General features: G+C 72.2%; 17 protein-coding genes. 7 read left to right on the top strand and 10 right to left on the bottom strand.

The window, feature by feature from the left end:
• The first annotated feature begins 109 nt into the window (after nt 1–109).
• Nucleotides 110–2,149 carry an NAD(+) synthase gene (locus tag ACZ7JA_RS07820; protein WP_470807713.1) on the top strand — a complete coding sequence of 680 codons (2,040 nt, stop codon included), beginning with the start codon at nt 110–112 and terminating at the stop codon, nt 2,147–2,149.
• Here the strand turns inward: ACZ7JA_RS07820 and ACZ7JA_RS07815 are convergent.
• The gene (locus ACZ7JA_RS07815) at nt 2,139–2,339 is read right to left on the bottom strand and encodes a DUF397 domain-containing protein (RefSeq protein WP_468891877.1); all 201 of its coding nucleotides are present in this window, start codon (nt 2,337–2,339) and stop codon (nt 2,139–2,141) included. The two genes, ACZ7JA_RS07820 and ACZ7JA_RS07815, sit on opposite strands and share 11 nt — an antisense overlap.
• The gene (locus tag ACZ7JA_RS07810) at nt 2,311–3,174 is read right to left on the bottom strand and encodes a helix-turn-helix domain-containing protein (protein WP_470807712.1); all 864 of its coding nucleotides are present in this window, start codon (nt 3,172–3,174) and stop codon (nt 2,311–2,313) included. Before ACZ7JA_RS07810 ends, ACZ7JA_RS07815 begins: the two co-directional genes overlap by 29 nt.
• 222 nt (nt 3,175–3,396) lie before the next feature.
• On the opposite strand from ACZ7JA_RS07810, the gene ACZ7JA_RS07805 reads away from it, so the two are divergent.
• Nucleotides 3,397–3,768, top strand: a complete 372-nt coding sequence (locus tag ACZ7JA_RS07805) for an ATP-binding protein (RefSeq protein WP_351660103.1) — start codon at nt 3,397–3,399, stop codon at nt 3,766–3,768.
• Nucleotides 3,769–3,870: 102 nt separating this feature from the next.
• Nucleotides 3,871–4,977, top strand: a complete 1,107-nt coding sequence (locus ACZ7JA_RS07800) for a DUF6215 domain-containing protein (RefSeq protein WP_351660100.1) — start codon at nt 3,871–3,873, stop codon at nt 4,975–4,977.
• 13 nt (nt 4,978–4,990) lie between these two features.
• Here the strand turns inward: ACZ7JA_RS07800 and ACZ7JA_RS07795 are convergent, their stop codons facing one another.
• Nucleotides 4,991–6,526 carry a COG1361 family protein gene (locus ACZ7JA_RS07795; protein ID WP_389306087.1) on the bottom strand — a complete coding sequence of 512 codons (1,536 nt, stop codon included), beginning with the start codon at nt 6,524–6,526 and terminating at the stop codon, nt 4,991–4,993.
• A gap of 125 nt (nt 6,527–6,651) precedes the next feature.
• Complete coding sequence (locus ACZ7JA_RS07790; RefSeq protein ID WP_351660094.1) at nt 6,652–7,200, bottom strand: DUF1062 domain-containing protein; 549 nt, start codon at nt 7,198–7,200, stop codon at nt 6,652–6,654.
• Between the two features lie 242 nt (nt 7,201–7,442).
• Here ACZ7JA_RS07790 and ACZ7JA_RS07785 point away from each other — a divergent pair, with 242 nt between their 5' ends.
• Nucleotides 7,443–7,868 (top strand): hypothetical protein, encoded by a 426-nt coding sequence (locus ACZ7JA_RS07785; protein WP_470807639.1) that lies wholly within the window; start codon nt 7,443–7,445, stop codon nt 7,866–7,868.
• A gap of 61 nt (nt 7,869–7,929) precedes the next feature.
• On the opposite strand, the gene ACZ7JA_RS07780 is transcribed toward ACZ7JA_RS07785, so the two are convergent.
• From ACZ7JA_RS07780 to ACZ7JA_RS07765, 4 genes are all read right to left on the bottom strand, one after another.
• On the bottom strand, nt 7,930–9,144 hold the full coding sequence (locus ACZ7JA_RS07780; RefSeq protein WP_389446934.1) for an MFS transporter: 1,215 nt from the start codon (nt 9,142–9,144) through the stop codon (nt 7,930–7,932).
• Nucleotides 9,145–9,238: 94 nt separating this feature from the next.
• Entirely contained in the window at nt 9,239–10,288 is a 1,050-nt protein-coding gene (locus ACZ7JA_RS07775) for an endonuclease/exonuclease/phosphatase family protein (protein WP_351660086.1), read from the bottom strand.
• Nucleotides 10,289–10,484: 196 nt separating this feature from the next.
• Nucleotides 10,485–11,105: a TetR/AcrR family transcriptional regulator gene (locus ACZ7JA_RS07770; RefSeq protein ID WP_351660083.1), complete on the bottom strand. Its 621-nt coding sequence runs from the start codon at nt 11,103–11,105 to the stop codon at nt 10,485–10,487.
• 85 nt (nt 11,106–11,190) lie between these two features.
• On the bottom strand, nt 11,191–12,777 hold the full coding sequence (locus ACZ7JA_RS07765; RefSeq protein ID WP_351660080.1) for an MFS transporter: 1,587 nt from the start codon (nt 12,775–12,777) through the stop codon (nt 11,191–11,193).
• Nucleotides 12,778–12,991: 214 nt separating this feature from the next.
• Here ACZ7JA_RS07765 and panB point away from each other — a divergent pair, with 214 nt between their 5' ends.
• Entirely contained in the window at nt 12,992–13,858 is an 867-nt protein-coding gene (gene panB / locus ACZ7JA_RS07760) for a 3-methyl-2-oxobutanoate hydroxymethyltransferase (protein WP_358927106.1), read from the top strand.
• A 98-nt stretch (nt 13,859–13,956) separates the two neighbouring features.
• Here panB and ACZ7JA_RS07755 read toward each other — a convergent pair whose 3' ends face one another.
• Nucleotides 13,957–14,391, bottom strand: coding sequence for an ester cyclase (locus ACZ7JA_RS07755; protein ID WP_470807634.1), 435 nt, complete (start codon nt 14,389–14,391; stop codon nt 13,957–13,959).
• Nucleotides 14,392–14,525: 134 nt separating this feature from the next.
• Between ACZ7JA_RS07755 and ACZ7JA_RS07750 the strand changes: the two genes are divergently transcribed.
• The gene (locus ACZ7JA_RS07750) at nt 14,526–15,551 is read left to right on the top strand and encodes an ATP-binding cassette domain-containing protein (protein WP_351660071.1); all 1,026 of its coding nucleotides are present in this window, start codon (nt 14,526–14,528) and stop codon (nt 15,549–15,551) included.
• Complete coding sequence (locus ACZ7JA_RS07745) at nt 15,548–16,423, top strand: ABC transporter permease (RefSeq protein ID WP_351660068.1); 876 nt, start codon at nt 15,548–15,550, stop codon at nt 16,421–16,423. The genes ACZ7JA_RS07750 and ACZ7JA_RS07745 overlap by 4 nt, the downstream gene beginning before the upstream one ends.
• A 12-nt stretch (nt 16,424–16,435) precedes the next feature.
• On the opposite strand, the gene ACZ7JA_RS07740 is transcribed toward ACZ7JA_RS07745, so the two are convergent.
• On the bottom strand, nt 16,436–19,735 hold the full coding sequence (locus ACZ7JA_RS07740) for an AfsR/SARP family transcriptional regulator (RefSeq protein ID WP_470807631.1): 3,300 nt from the start codon (nt 19,733–19,735) through the stop codon (nt 16,436–16,438).
• Between the last annotated feature and the right edge of the window lie 6 nt (nt 19,736–19,741).

The raw sequence follows: 19,741 nt of genomic DNA, 5'->3' as shown, positions 1-19,741 counted from the left end.
GGGGCGTGGGGTGCGTGCACCCCGCGCCCCTTCGTCGTCCGTGGGCGCGGCGCACACCCCCGCACCCCCATCGTGTCGCTCTGACGATTACACTGGGCCCGTGCCTGCGATGAACTTCTGGTCGATCTATCAGCACGGCTTCGCACGGGTCGCCGCGTGTACGGGTCACACCGTCATCGCCGACCCGTACGCCAACGCCGAAGCGGTCCTGCGTCACGCGCGCCGGTGCGCCGAGGAGGGCGTCGCGGTCGCCGTCTTCCCGGAGATGGTGCTGTGCGGCTACTCCATCGAGGACCTGCTGCTCCAGGACGCGCTGCTCGACGAGGTCGAGACGGCGCTCCAGGACGTGGTGGCGGGGTCGGCGGAGCTGCTGCCGGTCCTGGTCGTCGGAGCACCGCTGCGCCACCGCAACCGGGTCTACAACTGCGCGGTGATCGTGCACCGCGGCCGCGTCCTCGGTGTCGTGCCGAAGTCGTACCCGCCGAACTACCGCGAGTTCTACGAGCGCCGGCAGATCGGCGACGGCGCCGACGAGCGCGGCGGGACGATCCGCCTCGGCGGCGAGAGCGTGCCGTTCGGCGTGGACCTGCTGTTCGCGGCCGGGGACGTGCCCGGTCTCGTGCTGCACGCGGAGATCTGCGAGGACATGTGGGTGCCGGTGCCGCCCAGCGCGGAGGCGGCCCTCGCCGGCGCGACCGTCCTGGTCAACCTCTCGGGCAGCCCCATCACGGTCGGCCGGGCCGAGGACCGCAAGCTGCTGTGCCGCTCGGCGTCCTCCCGCTGCCTCGCCGCGTACGTCTACGCGGCGGCCGGTCTCGGCGAGTCGACCACCGACCTGTCCTGGGACGGCCAGGCGATGGTCTACGAGAACGGCGTGCTGCTGGCCGAGACCGAGCGCTTCCCGCTCGGCGACAGCTACGCGGTGGCCGACGTGGACCTCGACCTGCTGCGGCAGGAGCGGCAGCGGATGGGCACGTTCGACGACAACCGCCGTACCCACAAGGCCCGCACCGACGACTTCCGCACCATCGCCTTCGAACTCGAGGCGCCCCTCACCGACCTGGGCCTGCGCCGCCGCCTGGAGCGCTTCCCGTTCGTGCCGTCCGACGCCGACCGCCTCGCCCAGGACTGCTACGAGGCGTACAACATCCAGGTGGAGGGCCTTCAGCAGCGGCTGGGGGCGATCGGCGGCCCGAAGGTGGTCATCGGGGTGTCCGGCGGCCTGGACTCCACCCACGCGCTGATCGTCGCCGCCCGCGCGATGGACCGCGCGGGCCGCCCGCGCAGCGACATCCTGGCCTGGACCCTGCCCGGCTTCGCCACCAGCGACCACACCAAGGACAACGCCCACAAGCTGATGGAATCGCTCGGGGTCACCGCCGCCGAGCTCGACATCACGCCGACCGCGCGGCTGATGCTGCAGGAGATGGGCCACCCGTTCGCCTCCGGCGAGCCGGTGTACGACGTCACCTTCGAGAACGTGCAGGCGGGCCTGCGCACCGACTACCTCTTCCGGCTGGCCAACCAGCGCGGCGGCATCGTGCTCGGCACCGGTGACCTCTCCGAGCTGGCGCTCGGCTGGTCCACATACGGCGTCGGCGACCAGATGAGCCACTACAACGTCAACTCCGGCGTGCCGAAGACGCTGATCCAGCACCTGATCCGCTGGGTCATCAGCAGCGGGCAGTTCGGCGAGGAGACCGGCCGGACGCTCGCCGCGATCCTCGACACCGAGATCAGCCCGGAGCTGGTCCCGGGCGAGGAGATGCAGTCGACGGAGTCGAAGATCGGCCCGTACGCGCTGCACGACTTCACGCTCTTCCACGTGCTGCGCTATGGCTTCCGGCCGTCGAAGATCGCCTTCCTGGCCTGGCACGCCTGGCACGACCCGGACGCCGGCGACTGGCCGCCGAACTTCCCCGAGGCCAAGCGGGTGGCGTACGACCTGCCGGAGATCCGGCGCTGGCTCGAGGTCTTCTGCCGCCGCTTCTTCGCCTTCGCGCAGTTCAAGCGCTCGGCCATGCCGAACGGGCCCAAGGTCTCCGCCGGCGGCTCGCTCTCCCCGCGCGGCGACTGGCGCGCTCCGTCCGACGGCAACGCGCGCGCGTGGCTGCGGGATCTGGCCCGCTTCGACGACCCTACGACTTGAGCGCGTCCACGAAGGGAGCCCAGGCGGCCGCGCCGAGCAGGACGGCGGGGCCGTCCGGGACCTTGGAGTCACGGACGGGGACGAGGCCGGGGAGGTTCCGGGCGACTTCCAGGCAGTTGCCGCCGTCGCCGTTGCTGTAGCTGCTCTTGACCCAGAGCGCGTCACTCAAGTCGGTCCCGATGCTCGCCATTTCGGTAATCCTCTGCCGCTGCCTTGATCCTGGCCAGGGACGTGACTGGTGACAGCGCGACGGCCCTGAGGCGATCGTATGCCTTGCGGTACTGCTTCACGAGGCCTGGATCATCGATGGTGTCCCCACTGTAGGACGCCTCGGTGTAGATCAATGGCGGCGCGTCCGGGAAAGTCATGACCATGATGGAGGCCGCCATCAACGGATACGGACCGCAGTTCCGCGGCACGATCTGCGGAACGATGCGGCGCCGCTCGGTCAGCTTCACGATGCGGTCGAGTTGCTCGACCATCTCGCCCGGCGCCAGGAAGGCGTCGGTCAACAGCGACTCGTGCAGGATCGCCCAGTATTCCGGCACGGCGTGGTCGTCCTCGAAGAGGCGCGCGCGGTCGAGCCGTGCCTGCACCTTCTCCTCGACCCAATCGTCGGAGGCCGCGGGATGGGCCGACCTGACCAGCGCCCGAGCGTACGGGGCCGTCTGAAGCAGCCCCGGCAAGGTGCTCGGAGACCATTCCTCGATGGACTCCGCGTGCCTCTCCGCCTCCAGAACCCGCTCGAAGTAGGCGGCGTGCGGCCCCCGCCGCGCCCTCCGCACATCCTCGCAACGCCGCTCGAAGAACCCGTCGGTGCCCAGCACCCGGTCCGCATGCCGGGCCAGGTCCATCGGCATGCGTCGTTCACCGCGCTCGATGTCGCTCAGATACGTCTTGCCGTAGAAGCTGCCCTCAAGGAACGCTTCCAGCGACAGCCCCGCGGCCTCCCGCTGCCACCTCAACTCCTTGCCGTAGAAGTCCGGGACGCTGACCGAACCGTCGATGTCCTTGCGTCGGACCACGTGCTCACCGCCGTAGCTCACCTTGCCGTTTCCGCTGCTCGCGTCGCGGACGCGAGACCTCTTCCACGGTAGCGAGGCGGGCGACACTCTGTGAGGTGTTCGTAACTCACCGCACAGAAGGCCGGAGCCCCCCATGCCCGACCACTCCCCCACCGCCCACGACGTCACCCTCTGCGCGGAGAACCTGCGCGCCCTCGCCCTGCACGGGACGGCGGCGGAGCGGTGACCTTCGAACTCGACCTGCTCGCCACGCCGAAGGCCGTACCGGACCTGCGCCACCGCCTGCGCGACCTCGACCACGAAGTGCAGCTCTGTGCCACGGAGTTGCTGACGAACGTCATCGACCACCTCGGTGCGGGCACTCCGGTCACGGTCCGGGTGACCGGCACGCTCCACGGCCACACGCGCGTCGAGGTCACGGACCCCGCCGCGCACGCCCTCCCCGTCCTGCGGCCGGCCACCGACACCGCCGAGTCCGGCCGGGGCCTGGTCCTGGTCGAGGCCCTCGCCCGGCGCTGGGGCGTCGACCAGGGTCCGGGCCACAAGACGGTCTGGTGCGAGCTACCGGGAGACCGCGGAGTTCGTGCGCGTTGAGGGCGCGCGTCGGAGGGCGGCCCGTGAGGCCGGATGGGATGGTGCGCGGAACTGTGGCCTCCACCATGGCGGAGATGGTCATGTCCCTGATGAGATCACCGGGTGCTCGGTCTACTCCTCCGCGTCCTGCCCTTCTGGGTCCGCGAACCCCTGCTCATCGTCGTCGGCTCCGTCTTCGGCGTGCGCATCATGTACCTCGCCGTCGTGGAGCGCAGCTGGGTCGCCGCCGGCATCGGCGCGGTGTTCCTCGTGTTCACCGCGATACGCGTCCACACGGTGGTGCGGGCACTTCAGGCGCGCCGGAACCCGGGTCCGGGTCCGGCCGCCCCGGCTCAGGTGCGGGTTCCTGACCCGGCTCAGGCGCAGGTCCCGGACCCGGCTCAGGTGCGGGTTCCGGCGCAGGTGCCGACACCGGTGCACGTCCCGGCCCAGGCGCCGGCCCAGGGGCAGGTTGCGGCTCAGGCCGCGGCGACCCCGCGCCCCGCCGCCGGGCCGCCGGAGAAGGACCACAACGCGTGGGGCCAGGCCCTCGCCGCCGTGGGTGTGTTCGGCGCCCTCGCGGCCGCCGTGTGGCTGGGCCCGCGTGTGATGCCGTCCGCCGACAACACGCCGCAGCCCGCCTCGTGTTCGGACTCGGAGCACGAGAAGCTGCCGAAGGCGTACGAGAAGACGCCCCGGCCCGTGACCGGCGACGAACTGTGCGAGGCGCTCAACCGGCCCGATCTGGCCCGGCTCCTGGGCACGCCCCGGGAGATCGCGGACACGGCTTCGGGCAGCAACGGCACCGCCGCGCTGACCGACGGGAAGGTCGCCGAGCCGGAGGCGGAGATCAAGTTCGACACGTACACCGTGAACCTCTCGGCCACCTACAACCACCTGTCGACCGCGCAGTACGTGAGGCTGTTCGACATCGCGGGCGACAGGATGGAGAAGGACGTCAAGACGCTCAAGGTCCTCGGCCGGCCCGCGTTCTTCTCCTCGGACCACACCATGAAGTTCCAGATCGACTTCAGCAAGGAGCACCAGAGCGCACCGGTCCAGGAGGGCCCCCTCGCCAGGACGCTGTCCGTCGCCCTGGAGCGGAAGGACCGGGGCGGCTTCTACGACCTCACCGTGTGGAGCGAGTCCGGCGCCCTCCCGGACGACGGGGTCCTGGTCGACATCGCCGAGAAGGTCCTCCCGAAGGTCCTCGAACGGAGCGCTCACTGAGCCGTCCCGCGCTCTACGTGCCGCCGCCGTGCGGGCGCGGGCGCTTCCGGCGCCGCACGCCCACGGCTCCGGCGAGGAGGAGTACCCCGAGGACGACCGCCGCGGCCTCGTAGCGGCCGGGAGTGGCCCAGGAGGGGCCGGGCCAGACCGCCACGGCCACCTCGGCGGTGTCGTTGGCGGTCGTGGCGTCGAGAGCGGGGCGCCCGGCCTCGCCGCCGGAGACGGTGACCCGTCCGCCGTGGTGGGGGCCGCCCCGGTCGATGCGGAGGGTGAAGGGGAAGGTCTTCGTGGCGCCCACCGCCGCGCTGCTCGCCGTGCACACGTACCGGCGCGCCGTCGGCTGTCTCAGGGACGGCTCGGCCAGGGGCGTGCCGTCCGGGGCGAGGGCGCGGCACTCCTGGTCGATCACTTCCTCGTCCCTGTCGAACTCGTAGGGGGAGGACACGACGGTGGTGCCCGACGGCACGGTGAACTCGACCCGCACCGGGGCCGGCAGCGCGCCGGGGCCGTCGTTGCGCACGCCGACCCGCACGTCGGCGAGGCTGCCGACGGGTCCTCTGGCGGTGCCGGCGACGGCGGCCAGGTCGGCCTCGTTGCGCACCGGCACCGTCAGCTCCGACGGGCTTCCGTCCGCCTTCCCCGCGCCGCCCCGGCCGCCGGCGGGCACCAGGCGGAGCGCGGCGCCGTCGCCCGGCTCGTACTGCGACGCCAACTCGTCCGGGGGCACGTAGTCGGTGCCGAGGGCGGCGGCCTGGAACGAGACGCTGGGGTAGGTGGCGTCACGGCCGGCCCTGAGGACTTCCCGGGCACCGAGGCGGTAGGACGCGCCAGGGGGGATGACGACGTCGGCGGCCGGCAGCCGGCACCACGTCGATGTGGCGCCCCGGTAGCGGCAGTTGCCGTGCTTCACGGCCGGTGCGAGGCCGTCCCGCGTGCTCATGAAGAGCGCGACTCCGCGGGCGGGCACGTCGCCGGTGTTGCGCAGGGTGAGCGAGACGCCGAGGGTGCCGCCCGGGTCGACGTCGTGCCGGTCGGGGCGCGCGTCGACCGCCAGAACCGGCTTGCCGACGACGATGCGGGTGCTTCCGGTGACGGCGGGCGAGCCGGACGAGGTCACCCGGTAGCGCAGCACGGCCGACTCGCCCGCCGTGGCGCCCCGCGCGGGACTGAGGCGGAAGTGCTGGTGGATCCCGCTCCGGGAGATGTCGTCCTGCCCGGTGCAGCGGAAGACCGGCAGCCGGACGGGACAGATGTCCATCGCCGTTCTGACGACGGCGACGCCCTCGAGGTCGCGGGCGTCGAAGGTGACCGTGACGCGGGCGGCCCCCCGCTCCTGGACGTCGAGTTTGTCGGTGCTGTCGGGGTCGCGCGAGACGTAGAAGACCGACGGCACGACGAGCTCGGGCTCGTCGGAGGGCGCGCAGCCGGCGAGACCCGCCAGCACCGCGACCAGGAGGAGGACGGGCCCGACGGTCGCACGAAGCAGCTCGGTCGGGGTGGCGCCCCTCCTCCGCCCCGTCCCCTGGCGGCAGTTGACTCCCTCACGCATGTCCACCGGGATCACCCTGCCAGGAGGACGTCACGTCGGTGCATCGGTACGGTCACGCGGCCCCGCCGCGCGCAGGGGCCTGCCCGGCGGATCCCGCCGGGCAGGCCCCTGGTCCCGGGGAGGGCTCAGCGCTTCAGCGTGAAGGTGAAGTCACCGGAGATCCTGCCGTTCAGCCGGACCGCCGAGACGAGCTTCCCGGCAGCGATGAGCCGCTCCACCTCGGCCCGTGAGAGACCGCAGCCGTCGGCGATCAGCCGCACGGGCCGGACGGGGATCGGCGCCGCGAAGCGGACCGACACGTCGATCACCTCGCGGTCCAGGTGATCCGAGCCGCCGGTGTCGAGCCGCCAGGCGCCGTCCCAGTCGAGGGCGATGCGATTGCGTCGCCGCACCACCGGGTCCCGGAGCGACTCGGCCGCCAGGGCGGGGTCGTTGCCGTGGGCCCGGTCCAGCAGTTCGGGCCGTACGGAGCGCACGTTCGCCCGCTCCAGGACCGTGATTTTCGTCGTCTCCCCGCAGCCGGCGCAGAGCGCGAGGAGCCAGACGTCGATGAGTTTGTGGTTCGCGTTGACCCGGAACTTGCCGGTCGTCCGGAAGCGTTCGGACGCGCAGGCGTGACAGCGCCGGAGAACCGTCGGCAGGCAGGTGGGCATGACCACCCAGCTATTGAGCACAGAAGTACACCGTCTTCAGTGAGAAGTCCGCAGCAGAAAGCAGCGCGGCGCGAAACGCGCGACGCGCGACCAATCAGCACTCGGGGGGTCTCACACGGTGTACAACGGCACGTCCTTGCCTGGGCGACTCGGTTCGGCAGCACGGTAGTTAGAGCCAGCGGTACCGCTCAACAGGTTTTCGAGGAGAGTCTGACGAACTGGGAGCTCTACAAGATCAGCCTGGTACAAGGGAGGAAGGGTGGATGCCAACCCCTGCAAATGATGACGTCGATCCCGCCGTCATGTTCAAGTCCGACCGGACCTTCAGGGTCTGGCGTTATGGGATCGGTCATTCCCAACTGCTGCTTCGGGCGGTTCCCGACAGCGGGAACCCCGCTTGCCTGGATCTGCGCTTCGAGGGCGTGAGCGCCATGCAGTTGGTCCAGCAGTACAAGTCGATCGAGCTGTGCTCCGCGAACGTGACCGAGGCCGAGAAGATCTTCGGTTTCTCCGGTGTCGGCCCGTCCGGCAGGGAGCTCCACCTGCCTGTCGTCCTCCGCTCCGGAAGCGGGTCGGGGTTCGTGCTGTGCCGAAGCGTCACCGCTGAGCGTGGCGGGGAGGACCCGGTCGGACCCGGTCCCGGACGCGAGGACCGCAGCGTCGTCTGGAGCAGCCGCCCGCGGTCATAGGCGGACCGGAGGCGCCGGGGCGGGTGGAGGGCCGAGGTCCTCCACCCGCCCGGACGGCGTCTCAGCGGTGCAAGGCCCCCGCCTGCTCCGGCACGTGTGTGGCGACCACGCGGCCGTCACGGGCGACCTCGTGGCGGCGGTCCACCGCGTAGGCGACGCCGGCCACGCCGAGACCCAGTACCGCCAGGGCCGCTCCCGCCAGGGCCGGTGAGGTCACGCCGAAGCCCGCCGCGAGGGCGATCCCGCCGATCCAGGCGCCGCCGGCGTTCGCCAGGTTGAAGGCCGCCTGGTTGGCGGAGGAGGCGAGGGAGGGGGCCGTCGTGGCCTTCTCCATGACCATGAGCTGGAGGGGGGAGCCGGTGACGAACGCCGCCATGCCGAGGAGGGCGACCGACAGGGCAGCGCTCCACTCCGCCCGCATGAGGACCGGGAAGAGCAGCAGCACCACCGCCAGGGAGGTGAGGCCGCCGAAGAGGGTGCCGCGCAGGGAGTGGTCCGCCAGGCGGCCGCCGAGGAGGTTGCCGGCCGTCGCGCCGACGCCGAAGAGCGCCAGCAGCAGCGTCACGTTGGTCTCGGCGAAGCCCGCCGCGTCCGTGAGCATCGGGGTGATGTAGCTGTAGGCGGCGAAGAGGGCGCCGAAGCCCGCCACCGTGGTGCCCAGGGCAAGCCACACCGGCACCGAGCGCAGCGCCGCCAGCTCGCCGCGCAGGCCGGTGGTGGGGGCGGCGGCCCGGTCGTGCGGGATCAGCAGGGCCAGCGACGCTATCGCCGCCAGGCCGATCGCGCTCACCCCGAGGAAGGTCGCCCGCCAGCCGAGGTGCTGGCCCATCAGCGTGGCGGCGGGGACGCCCGCGATGTTGGCGACGGTCAGGCCGAGGAACATCAGGGACACCGAGCGGGCCTTGCGCTCCGGCGCCACCATGCTCGTGGCGACCACCGCGCCGACGCCGAAGAACGCGCCGTGCGGCAGGCCGCTGAGGAAGCGGGCGGCCAGCAGGGCGTCGTTGCCGGGGGCGAGGGCGGAGAGCGCGTTGCCCGCCACGAAGAGCCCCATCAGGGCGATGAGGACCGTGCGCCGGGACATGCGCGCGGTCACGGCGGCCAGCAGCGGCGCGCCGATGACCACGCCGAGCGCGTACGCCGAGACCAGGTGCCCGGCGGCGGGGATGGAGATGTGCAGGTCGTCCGCGACGTCGGGGAGCAGCCCCATCATCACGAACTCGGTGGTGCCGATACCGAAAGCGCCGACGGCCAGTGCGAGCAGGGCCAGGGGCATGAAGGGCCTGTGCCTTTCGAAGGGAGAGCGGAGTTCCGTTGCAGAGTATGTTCTCGTCCGGAACAAAGTCTCCCGCGCCCGCTATTCCAACCGGTTACGCGGACGTGTCGAGCTTCACACGGGCGGCGATCGGCAGGTGGTCGCTGTCGGTGCGCGGCAGGGTCCAGGAGCTCTCCGGCTGGACGCCCTTGACCAGGATCTGGTCGATCCGCGCCATCGGGAACGACGCCGGCCAGCTGAACCCGAAGCCGCTGCCCGCCGCGCCCTGGGTGGAGCGGAGCTGGGAGGTGACGGCGTTCAGCGCGCGGTCGTTCATGGTGCCGTTGAGGTCGCCGAGCACGACCACCCGCTTCAGCGTCTCGTCGGCGATGGCCTCGCCGAGCGCGTCGGCGCTCTTGTCCCGCTGGCGCGCGGTGAACCCGGCCTCCACCTTGACCCGCACCGAGGGCAGATGGGCGACGTAGACGGCGACCGGGCCCTCGGGGGTCGTCACCGTGGCGTGCATCGCGCGCTTCCAGCCGAGCTTGATGTCGACCGCTTCGACGCCGGTCATCGGGTACTTGCTCCACAGGCCGACCGTGCCGACGACCGCGTGGTACTTGTACGTCGCCGCCAGCGCCTTCTCGTACACCGGGACGGCCGGGGCCGGCAGCTCCTCCAGGGCCAGCAGGTCCGCGCCCGAGGAGGCGACGTCCTGGGCGGTGGCGGCCGGGTCGGGGTTGTCGGCGTTGACGTTGTGGGTGGCCACCATGAGGTCGCCGCCGCCGTCCGCCTTGTCGAAGACGAGGCCGCCGAAGAGGTTCAGCCACACGATCGCCGGGAGCAGCACCGCGATCAGCGCGGTCGCCGACCTGCGCAGCAGGCCGAGGACCAGCAGCACCGGGATGGCCAGCCCCAGCCAGGGCAGGAAGGTCTCGGTGAGGCTGCCGAGGTTGCCCAGCCGGTTGGGGATGCGCGAGTGCACCAGCATCACCAGGGCGAGCAGCAGCGCGAGGACGGCGAGCACGATGCCCCGCCGCCAGATGCGTGGGTCGCCGCGCCAGCCCGTGACGAGGCGGTGCGTGAGGCGCCGAAGCCGGGATCCGGGTCGCTCGGGCCCCGAGCCGCCGTTGTCCGTCTCCGTCATGTACGCCTGCTGCGCCATACCGTCTGCCTCACTGCCTGCCGTGCACGCCGTCGCTCCCCCGTGCTTCTTCGACCCTAGGGGATGATCGGCTCGTTCCCGCCGTCCCATGACGGCCGTACGCAAGACGAGGACGAACGAGGCGGCGCCGGAGGTTCCGGTTGTCCCCCGGGCGGACGGGGTCTGTGACGAAACGCGCACATTGGACCGGCGGTGCCTAGGGGCTGACGGGGCGTAGGCCCGCGAGGACCGTGTCCACGATCCGCTCGGACAGCCCCTCGGGCAGGTCGGCGTCGGGGCGCATGACGGAGCGGACCAGCATCGGGCCGACGAACATGTCGTTGGCGAGTTCCAGGTCGATGTCCGGCCGGAGTTCGCCGCTCTCCTGACCGCGGCGCAGCACGTCCATGACCAGGTCGCGGCGGGGCGCTATGACGCTCGCGTGGTACGCCACCCAGATCTTGGGGCTGGACTTCATCTGCGCGTACACGTTGTGCAGGATCGCCGAGGAGCGGCTGACGAGGCCCCGCCGGCGCAGTGCCTCGACCAGCACGACGAGGTCGTCTCGCATGGAGGTGCCGGGGAGTTCGGGGTCGGGGGGTTCGGCGGCGCGGATGACGTCGACGAACAGTTCCTCCTTGCCGCTCCAGCGGCGGTAGATCGTGGCCTTGCCGACCCCGGCCGTGCGCGCGACGCGCTCGATGGAGAGTTCGGCCAGCGGGACGCCCTCCTCCAGGAGCTTCATCACTCCCTCGATAATGGCGTGTTCCACGGCCTCGCTGCGCGGGCGGCCCCGTACGGGTCCGTCCGGTCGCGGCCGGCTGTCGGCAAGGCTCACGTCGTCCGTCCTTCCACTGTGCTGCGGGAATTGTCCCGCAGCCGCCTCCTTCCCCCGTGGAACCGCCGTCCCCGTTGCTTCCCGGTCAGTCCGCGGCCGACACCAACTCCGGTTCCCGCTCGCCCCGCTGACCGGCGGGCGGCCTGCCCGGCAGGAACAGGGCCACGACCACGGCGCCGATGATCGCGACGCCCGTACCGCACAGCGCGGTGACGTGCATGGCGTGCAGGAAGGCGTCGTTGGCGGGCGTGACCAGGGCCTGGCCGCGCGCGCCGAGCTTCTCGGCGATGCCCAGGGTGGCCTCGATGGACTCGCCGGCCGTGTCCCGCAGGGCGGGCGGCAGCATGTTCAGCTTGCCCTCGACGCCGTTGCGGTAGGCGGTGGAGAGCACGGAGCCGAGGACGGCGATGCCGAGCGCGCCGCCGACCTGGCGGAAGGTGTTGCTGAGCGCGGAGGCGGAGCCGGCCTTCTCGCGGGGCAGGGCCTGCATGATGACCACCGAGGTCGGCGTCATGATGTGGGCCATGGCGGTGCCCATCAGGAAGAAGACGACCTCCAGCAGCCAGATCGGCGTGTCGGCCTCGAAGGTGGCGAACGCGGCCAGCGTCGCCGCGATCAGCACCAGACCGGCGGTGGTGGTGGCCTTGTTGCCGAACCGGTCGACGACCAGCCGGGCCCGCGGCGCGAAGATCATCTGCGCTGCGGCCAGCGGCAGCATCATCACACCGGACTTCAGCGGCGAGTAACCGCGCACGCTCTGCATGTAGAAGACCGAGAAGAACGTGACGCCCATCAGCGCGAAGAAGACCAGCGCGATGGCGGCCATGGCGGCCGAGAACACCTTGTTCTTGAAGTAGGTGACGTCCAGCGACGGGTGGTCGCTGCGCTTCTCGAAGATCACGAAGCCGGCCAGCACGGCGAGACCGGCGACGATCGTCGCCAGCACCTTGGCGTCGGTGAAGTCGGCCAGCTCGCCGCCCTTGATGATGCCGTAGACGAGCAGCACCAGGCCGACGACGGACAGGACCACGCCGACCGGGTCGAGGCGGCCGGGCTTCGGGTCGCGGGAGTCGGGCACCAGCCACACCATCAGCACGACCGCGAGGATCACGATCGGCACGTTGATGAGGAAGACCGAGCCCCACCAGAAGTGGTCGAGCAGCGCGCCGCCGGTGATCGGGCCGATGGCGATGCCGAGGCCGACGCCGCCGGCCCAGATGCCGATGGCCTTGGGCTGCTCCTCGCGCTCGAAGACGTTCATCAGCACGGCGAGGGTCGCCGGCATCACGAAGGCGGCGCCGAGGGCCATCACGGCGCGGTAGGCGATGAGCTCGTTCGGGGTGCCGGACTCGGCGGCCAGGGCCGAGCCGATGCCGAACACGACGATGCCGCCGAGCAGGACCTTCTTGCGGCCCAGCCGGTCGCCGATGAGGCCCGCGGTGAACAGCAGGCCCGCGAAGACCAGGGTGTAGCTGTTGATCGCCCACTCGATCTCGCTCTGGGTGGCGCCGAGGCCGGTGGGCGCCGGGGTCGAGATGGTCTTGATGGCGACGTTCAGGATGGAGTTGTCGAGCACCACGATCAGCAGGCTCAGCATCAGCACGCCGAGGATCGCCCAGCGGCGCCGGTGCACCGCTTCCGGTATCCGGGAGGCAGGGACGGAAGTTGTCATGTGTTCGAGCCTAGAGCCATTTCAATACGGAACCGTCTCGTATCTTATTTCTTTACCGAGACCTTACGCGCCGGAGTCTTCCGTCCCGCGCCGACGGCTCCGCCGGAAGGGATCACAGTGGGGTCCCCTGGCCCTCGGCGGCACCAGGTGCCACCATGGAGGCGATCCGGGGACGCCGTCAGGGCGCCTCGAGATGACCGAAGGAGCCGTTGCAATGACGCAGCTTTCGGCTGCCCACACCAAGCCTTCCGACGGCAGCAAGGCGCTGTACGGGGGGAAGGGCACCCGCCGCATCACCGTCCGCGACATCGCCCTCGCCAAGGAGCGCGGCGAGAAGTGGCCCATGCTCACCGCCTACGACGCGATGACCGCGTCCGTGTTCGACGAGGCCGGCATCCCGGTGATGCTCGTCGGCGACTCGGCGGGCAACTGTCACCTCGGGTACGAGACCACCGTGCCCGTCACCCTCGACGAGATGGCCGTGCTGTCGGCGGCCGTCGTCCGCGGCACCCAGCGCGCCCTGATCGTCGCCGACCTGCCGTTCGGCTCCTACCAGGAGGGCCCGGTGCAGGCGCTGCGCTCGGCGACCCGGCTGGTGAAGGAGGCCGGCGTGGGCGCGGTGAAGCTGGAGGGCGGCGAGCGCTCGCACGAGCAGATCCGGCTGCTGGTGGAGTCCGGCATCCCGGTCATGGCCCACATCGGGCTGACCCCGCAGTCCGTCAACGCGATGGGCTACCGCGTGCAGGGGCGCGGCGAGGAGGCGGCGGCGCAGCTGCTGCGGGACGCGAAGGCGGTGCAGGACGCGGGCGCGTTCGCGGTCGTCCTGGAGCTGGTCCCGGCCGAGCTGGCGGCCGAGGTGACGCGGGTGCTGCAGATCCCCACCGTCGGCATCGGCGCCGGACCGGAGACGGACGCACAGGTGCTGGTGTGGACCGACATGCTCGGTCTCACGTCCGGCCGGGTGCCGAAGTTCGTCAAGAAGTACGCGGACCTGCGTGAGGTCATGGGCAACGCGGCGAAGGCGTTCGCCGAGGACGTCGTCGGCGGGACCTTCCCGCTGGAGGAGCACTCCGTCCACTGACGGCTCCGGCGACCCGTTCGTCCCCCAGAGCCAGTCCGGCACCACGGCGGCCCCGTCGATTTCCCCCGTCGGCGGGGCCGCCCCGCGTCCGCTCGGGCTCACACGTCGACGGCGCCGAGCTGCCGGAGCTGGGCGAGGACGTCGACGACGCCCCAGATCTCGGCGATCCGGCCGCCGGCGAGGCGGAAGACGAAGATCTCGCCGTACCGGACCGGCCTCCCGGTCGGCGCGAGGCCCCGGTACTCCCCCAGGTGGGTCCCGGTGACGGTGTTCCGGCAGACCACGTTGTCGCCCTCCGTGATCACCTCCTCGACCTCCACCCGCAGGTCGGGGAAGGCGCGCAGGAGCACCGTCCACACCTCCTTGAGCGCCTGCACGCCCGTCACGCCCGTCGGCAGGGGCGCGTGGAAGACCAGGCCGGGATCGACGACCTCGTCGACGGTCCGCGCGACCACTTCCGGGTCGCCGGTGCGCACGGCGTCGTGCAGCCGGCCGAAGGGCGTCGTGCCGCTGGATGTCCGGTCCGCTGTCATGGGTGCTCCTCCGTGGCCGGTCGGTACAGCCACATGACGCGCCGACGGGCCCGCGTGTGACATGTCGGGGCGGTGTCGGCGCCCGTAGGCCGGATGTCGGCGGTTTGTCGGTGGGGGCTGGCACTGTCCTGGCCATGACGCGAATCGATGACAACCCTGCCGGCGGACGCTCCGCCGTGACCGTGCGGGGACTGGTCAAGCACTACGGCGAGACCAAGGCGCTGGACGGGGTCGACCTGGACGTCAGGGAGGGCACCGTGATGGGGGTCCTCGGGCCGAACGGCGCCGGGAAGACCACCCTCGTGCGCATCCTGTCCACCCTGATCACGCCGGACGCCGGAGAGGCCGTCGTGGCCGGCTACGACGTCGTACGGCAGCCCCGGCAGCTGCGGCGGGTGATCGGGCTCACCGGGCAGTACGCCTCCGTGGACGAGAAGCTCCCGGGCTGGGAGAACCTGTACCTGATCGGGCGGCTGCTGGACCTGCCCCGCAAGGACGCCCGGGCCCGGGCCGACGAGCTGCTGGAGCGGTTCTCCCTGACGGAGGCCGCGCGGCGGCCCGCCGGCACCTACTCGGGCGGTATGCGGCGGCGGCTGGACCTCGCCGCCTCGATGATCGGCCGGCCCGCCGTGCTCTACCTGGACGAGCCGACCACCGGACTGGACCCGCGCACCCGCAACGAGGTGTGGGACGAGGTCAAGGCCATGGTCGGGGAGGGGGTCACCGTGCTGCTGACCACCCAGTACATGGAGGAGGCCGAGCAGCTCGCCTCCGAGCTGACCGTCGTGGACCGCGGGAAGGTCATCGCGAAGGGCGGCATCGAGGAGCTGAAGGCCCGGGTCGGCGGGCGCTCGCTGCGGGTGCGGCCGGTGGATCCGCTGCAACTGCGGCCGCTGGCCGACATGCTGGACGAGCTGGGCATCACCGGGCTCGCCACCACCACCGTGGACAACGAGACCGGCACGCTGCTGGTGCCCGTCCTCAGCGACGAGCAGCTCACCGCGGTGGTCGGCGCGGTCACCGCGCGCGGCATCACCATCTCCTCCATCACCACCGAACTCCCCAGCCTGGACGAGGTGTTCCTCTCCCTCACCGGCCACCGCGCCAGTGCCCCGCAGGACTCCACGCCCGCCGACTCCCCCGAGGAGGCCGCCGCATGAGCGCCCACCCGTCTTCCACCGCCACCCTGGACGAGGCGCTGCGCCCCGCCTCTTCGCCCTCCGTGACCGGCTCCGCCCTCTTGAAGGGCGACGCCCCCATCCCGCTCCGCGCGCACCTGCGGCACACCGGCGCGCTCATCCGCCGCAACCTGCTGTGGATCCGGCAGGACCCGGAGTCGATGTTCGACGCCATCCTGTTCCCGGTGATCTTCACCCTGCTGTTCGTGTACGTCTTCGGCGGTTCGATCGGCAAGTCCCTGGGCGGCGGGCAGGACCAGTACGTCCAGTACGTCGTGCCGGGCCTGATGGCCATGATGGGCATGAACATGGCCCAGGGCGTGGGCACCGGCTTCAACCAGGACTTCAACTCCGGTGTCATGGACCGTTTCCGGTCCCTGCCCATCGGGCGCGGCTCCGTGCTCTTCGCCAAGATCGCGGTGGAGCTGATGCGGATGCTGTTCGCGACCGCGGTGCTGATGGTGGTCGCCGTGCTCGTGGGCTACGACGTCCACCGCTGGGACGGTCTGCTGGCCTCCGTGGGCCTGTCCGTGGTGTTCGGCTCGGCGCTGATGTGGGTGTTCCTCACCCTCGGCGTGGTGATGAAGAACGCGCAGTCCGTGCAGGCGATGGGCTTCCTGGTGCTGATGCCGCTGCAGTTCGGCTCCTCGATCTTCGCGCCGACCGCCTCGATGCCGGGCTGGCTGCGCAGCTTCACCGACTACAACCCGCTCTCCGCGCTGGCCGACACCGCGCGCGGTCTGATGGAGGGCGGCCCGGTGGCGCACGACCTGTGGGTGACGCTGATCTGGTCGGTGGGGCTCACCGCGGTGATGGCCCCGGTCGCCATCCACAAGTTCCGCACCAAGAGCTGACGTAAGGCGATGTCACACCAGGGCGGTGGCCTCCGCGAGGGAGAGGCCACCGCCTTCGGCGTAGGCGGCGTCGAACGCCGCCCGGTCGAGCACGGCGAGGACGGCCCCCTCGGCGTGCTCGCGCGTCGCCCGCTCCACGGTCGCCGCGACATGGCCCGGGGGCAGCAGCGCGTGGGCGGCGCCCAGGCAGCGGGCGGCGTCGGCGGCGCGGCTGCCGCCGTCGGCCTCGGCGAGGGCGGCAGCCGCGACGGTGAGGTACAGGGGCTGCAGGTGCGGGGTGATGGCCTGGGCCAGCGGGTCGGCGGCCCGCGCCAGCGCCCGGCGGATCTTCTCCATGGCGTCCTCGACGCGGCCGTCGACGATGTCCACCCAGGCCTCCTGGCCGAGGATGAGGGCGTCGAAGACGACGAAGTGCGCGATGCCGAAGCCCTCGCGCAGCAGCCGCAGTTGCTCGCGTGCCTCGGCCACCCGGCCGGTCAGGCAGAGCCGGGAGGACAGGAAGAGGCGTGCCATGGGCAGCGCCTCGCTGTTGCTGCCGTCCGTGCGCTCGATGACCTCGCGCAGCAGGCTCTCGCCCCGCTCCGGCTCGCCCGTCTCCAGCAGCACGGCGCCCAGGCGGATGGCGAGCACCGACGTCTGGGCGCGGGCGCCGAGGCGCTCGGCGTGCGCGACGGCCGCCTGGAAGTCGGCGGCGGCCGCCTGGTACTCGCCCTTGCGCTCGCGCGCCTCGCCGCGCGCGGAGAGCGCCTCGGCGGCGCCCCAGGCGTCCCCGAGGCGCTCGAAGATCTCCAGCGCCTCGTCCGCGTCGCGGGTGGCGTCGCCCGCCCACTCGGTGCGGTTGGCGAGGATGTTGGCCCGCATCTGCAGGGTGCCGGCCAGCTCCCACTCGAATCCGGGGGTCTCCCGGCAGGTGCGGACGCAGGAGTCGAGGATGGTGCGCAGCCGGTCGAAGCCGCTGGTCAGCAGCTCGGCGAAGAACCAGAGCATGCCCGGGGCGCGGCAGGTCTGCGGCATCCCGGGTTCGTAGACCCGGGTGATGGCGCGCAGCTTGGCCTGGGCCGCGGGGGTCTGCCAGGTGTCCAGCTCCGTGTCCATGCAGGCCAGGTGGGCCAGGTGCAGCCCGCGCCGGGCCTCGTCGAGCAGCTCCCCGGTGTAGGGGGGCGGGATGTCGGTGCAGCGCTGCCACACCGGGGCGGCGCGCCGCACGGGCTCCTCGAACGGGTCGGGGCCGAGCGCCATGACCTCGCGGCACAGATTGCGGGCCTCGACGCGCAGGTCGCGCATCTGCCAGTACCAGATCAGGCCGTGGACGATGCAGAGCGCCTCCTGCTCGTCCCGGCCGGCGACGGCGTGCCGCAGGGCGGTGCGCACGTTCTCGTACTCGAGCTGGAGCCGGTCCACGGCCGTGCGCTGGCCGGGTCCGCGCAGCAACGGGTCGGTGGTGCGCACGAGTTCGCGGTAGTACGTCAGATGGGCGCGTTCGGCCTGGTTGCGGCGCCCGGTCTCGTCCAGCCGTTCGGCCGCGTACTCGGCGACGGTCTCCAGCAGGCGGTAGCGCATCTGGCCGTCGGCCGAGGGGGCGGCCACCACGAGGGACTTGTCGACCAGGGAGCCGAGCGCGTCCAGGGCGACCGGGCCGCAGACGGCCTCGGCGGCGGCCAGGTCGCAGCCGCCCGCGAACACCGACAGCCGGCTGAGGACGTCGCGTTCGTCCGTGTCGAGCAGGTCCCAGGACCAGTCCACGACGGCGCGCAGGGTCTGCTGGCGAGGCAGCACGGTACGGCTGCCGCTGGTGAGCAGCCGGAAGCGGTCGTCCAGCCGGTCCGCTATCTGACGGGGGGTCAGCATGCGCAGCCGAGCGGCGGCCAGCTCGATGGCGAGGGGAAGCCCGTCGAGCCGCCGGCAGATCTCGGCGCACGCATCGGGGTCGTCCGCCACCCGGAACCCGGGCCGGGCCGCCGCGCCCCGGTCGGCGAGCAGCCGCAGGGCGACCGGCTCGGGCAGCGGCTCCACGGGCCGCACCACTTCCCCGGGCACGCCGAGCGGTTCCCGGCTGGTGGCGAGCAGGGTCAGCTCCGGGCAGTGCGCCAGCAGGCGTTCGGCGAGCTGGGCGGCGGCCTCGACGACGTGCTCGCAGTTGTCCAGGACGAGCAGCATGCGGCGCCGGGCGCAGTGCTCCACCAGCCGCTCGACCGGGTCGTCGTGCCGGTCGGCGACGGCGCGCATGCTCTCGGCGCCGGCACCGTGCAGCACGGTCTCGCGGGCGCCGATCGCGGTCAGCACGGCCTGCGGCACGGCGTCCGGGTCGTCCACGGGCGCGAGTTCGGCCAGCCACACCCCGTCCCGGGCGGTGTGCCGCACCGACTCGGCGGCCTCCTGGGACAGCCGGGTCTTGCCGGCCCCGCCGGGTCCGAGCAGGGTGACCAGCCGGGCGGCCCCGAGATCGGCGCCGATGGCCGCGATGTCCGGTTCGCGGCCGACGAAGGAGGTGAGCCGGGCCGGCAGGTTGCCGAGGCCGCCGGCGGCCGAAGTGCCGCCGGGTTCCACGGCGGCGGGCGCGGCCGGCGGTGCGGTGCGGACGGTCTCGGTGAGCAGCAGCTCGCCGTGCAGCGCCCGCAGTTCCGGGCCCGGGTCGGAGCCGAGCCGGTCGGCGAGGAGTTGCCGTACGTCGTCGTAGGCGGCCAGCGCCTGGGCGGGGCGGCCCAGGTCCCGGAGCGCCCGCAGCCGCAGCGCCTGCAGCGGTTCGTCCAGGGGATGGCTGTCGCACAGCGCGGCCAGCTCCGGCAGCGACCGCTCGGCGTGGCCGAGGGCGAGGGCGGCGGTGTGCCGGGCGCGCAGGGCGTCCAGTCGGCGGGTCTCCCAGCGGGCCGCCTCGGCGGTGCGGTCCGGCAGGTCGGCGAGGGCGGGGCCGCGCCACAGGGCGAGCGCGTCGTCCAGGACGGCGGCGGCCTTCGCCGGGTCGCCGTCGGCCAGCGCGCCGAGCCCCTCGCGGGTCAGCCGGTCGAAGCGGGTGAGGTCGACGTCGTCGGGCGCGGCGACGAGCCGGTAGCCGCCCTCGGCGGAGGCCACGGCGCCGGCGCCGAGCGCCCTGCGCAGCCGGCCGACCAGCGCCTGCAGCGCGCCGGCCGCGTCCGCGGGCGGGTCGGCGCCCCACACCTCGTCCACCAGGACGCCCGCCGGGACGGTCCGGCCGGCCCGCAGGGCGAGCACGCTGAGCAGGGCACGCAGCCGTGCTCCGCCGACCGGGACGGCCGTGCCGTCGGGTCGGTGGGCCTGGGTGGTTCCGAGGAGGCGATAGCGCACGGGGTCCATTCTCTC

It is taken from the genome of Streptomyces sp. NPDC038135 (assembly GCF_055601245.1).
Note: the sequence above shows the minus strand (reverse complement) of the source record. Positions and strands in the feature narration are given on the sequence as shown.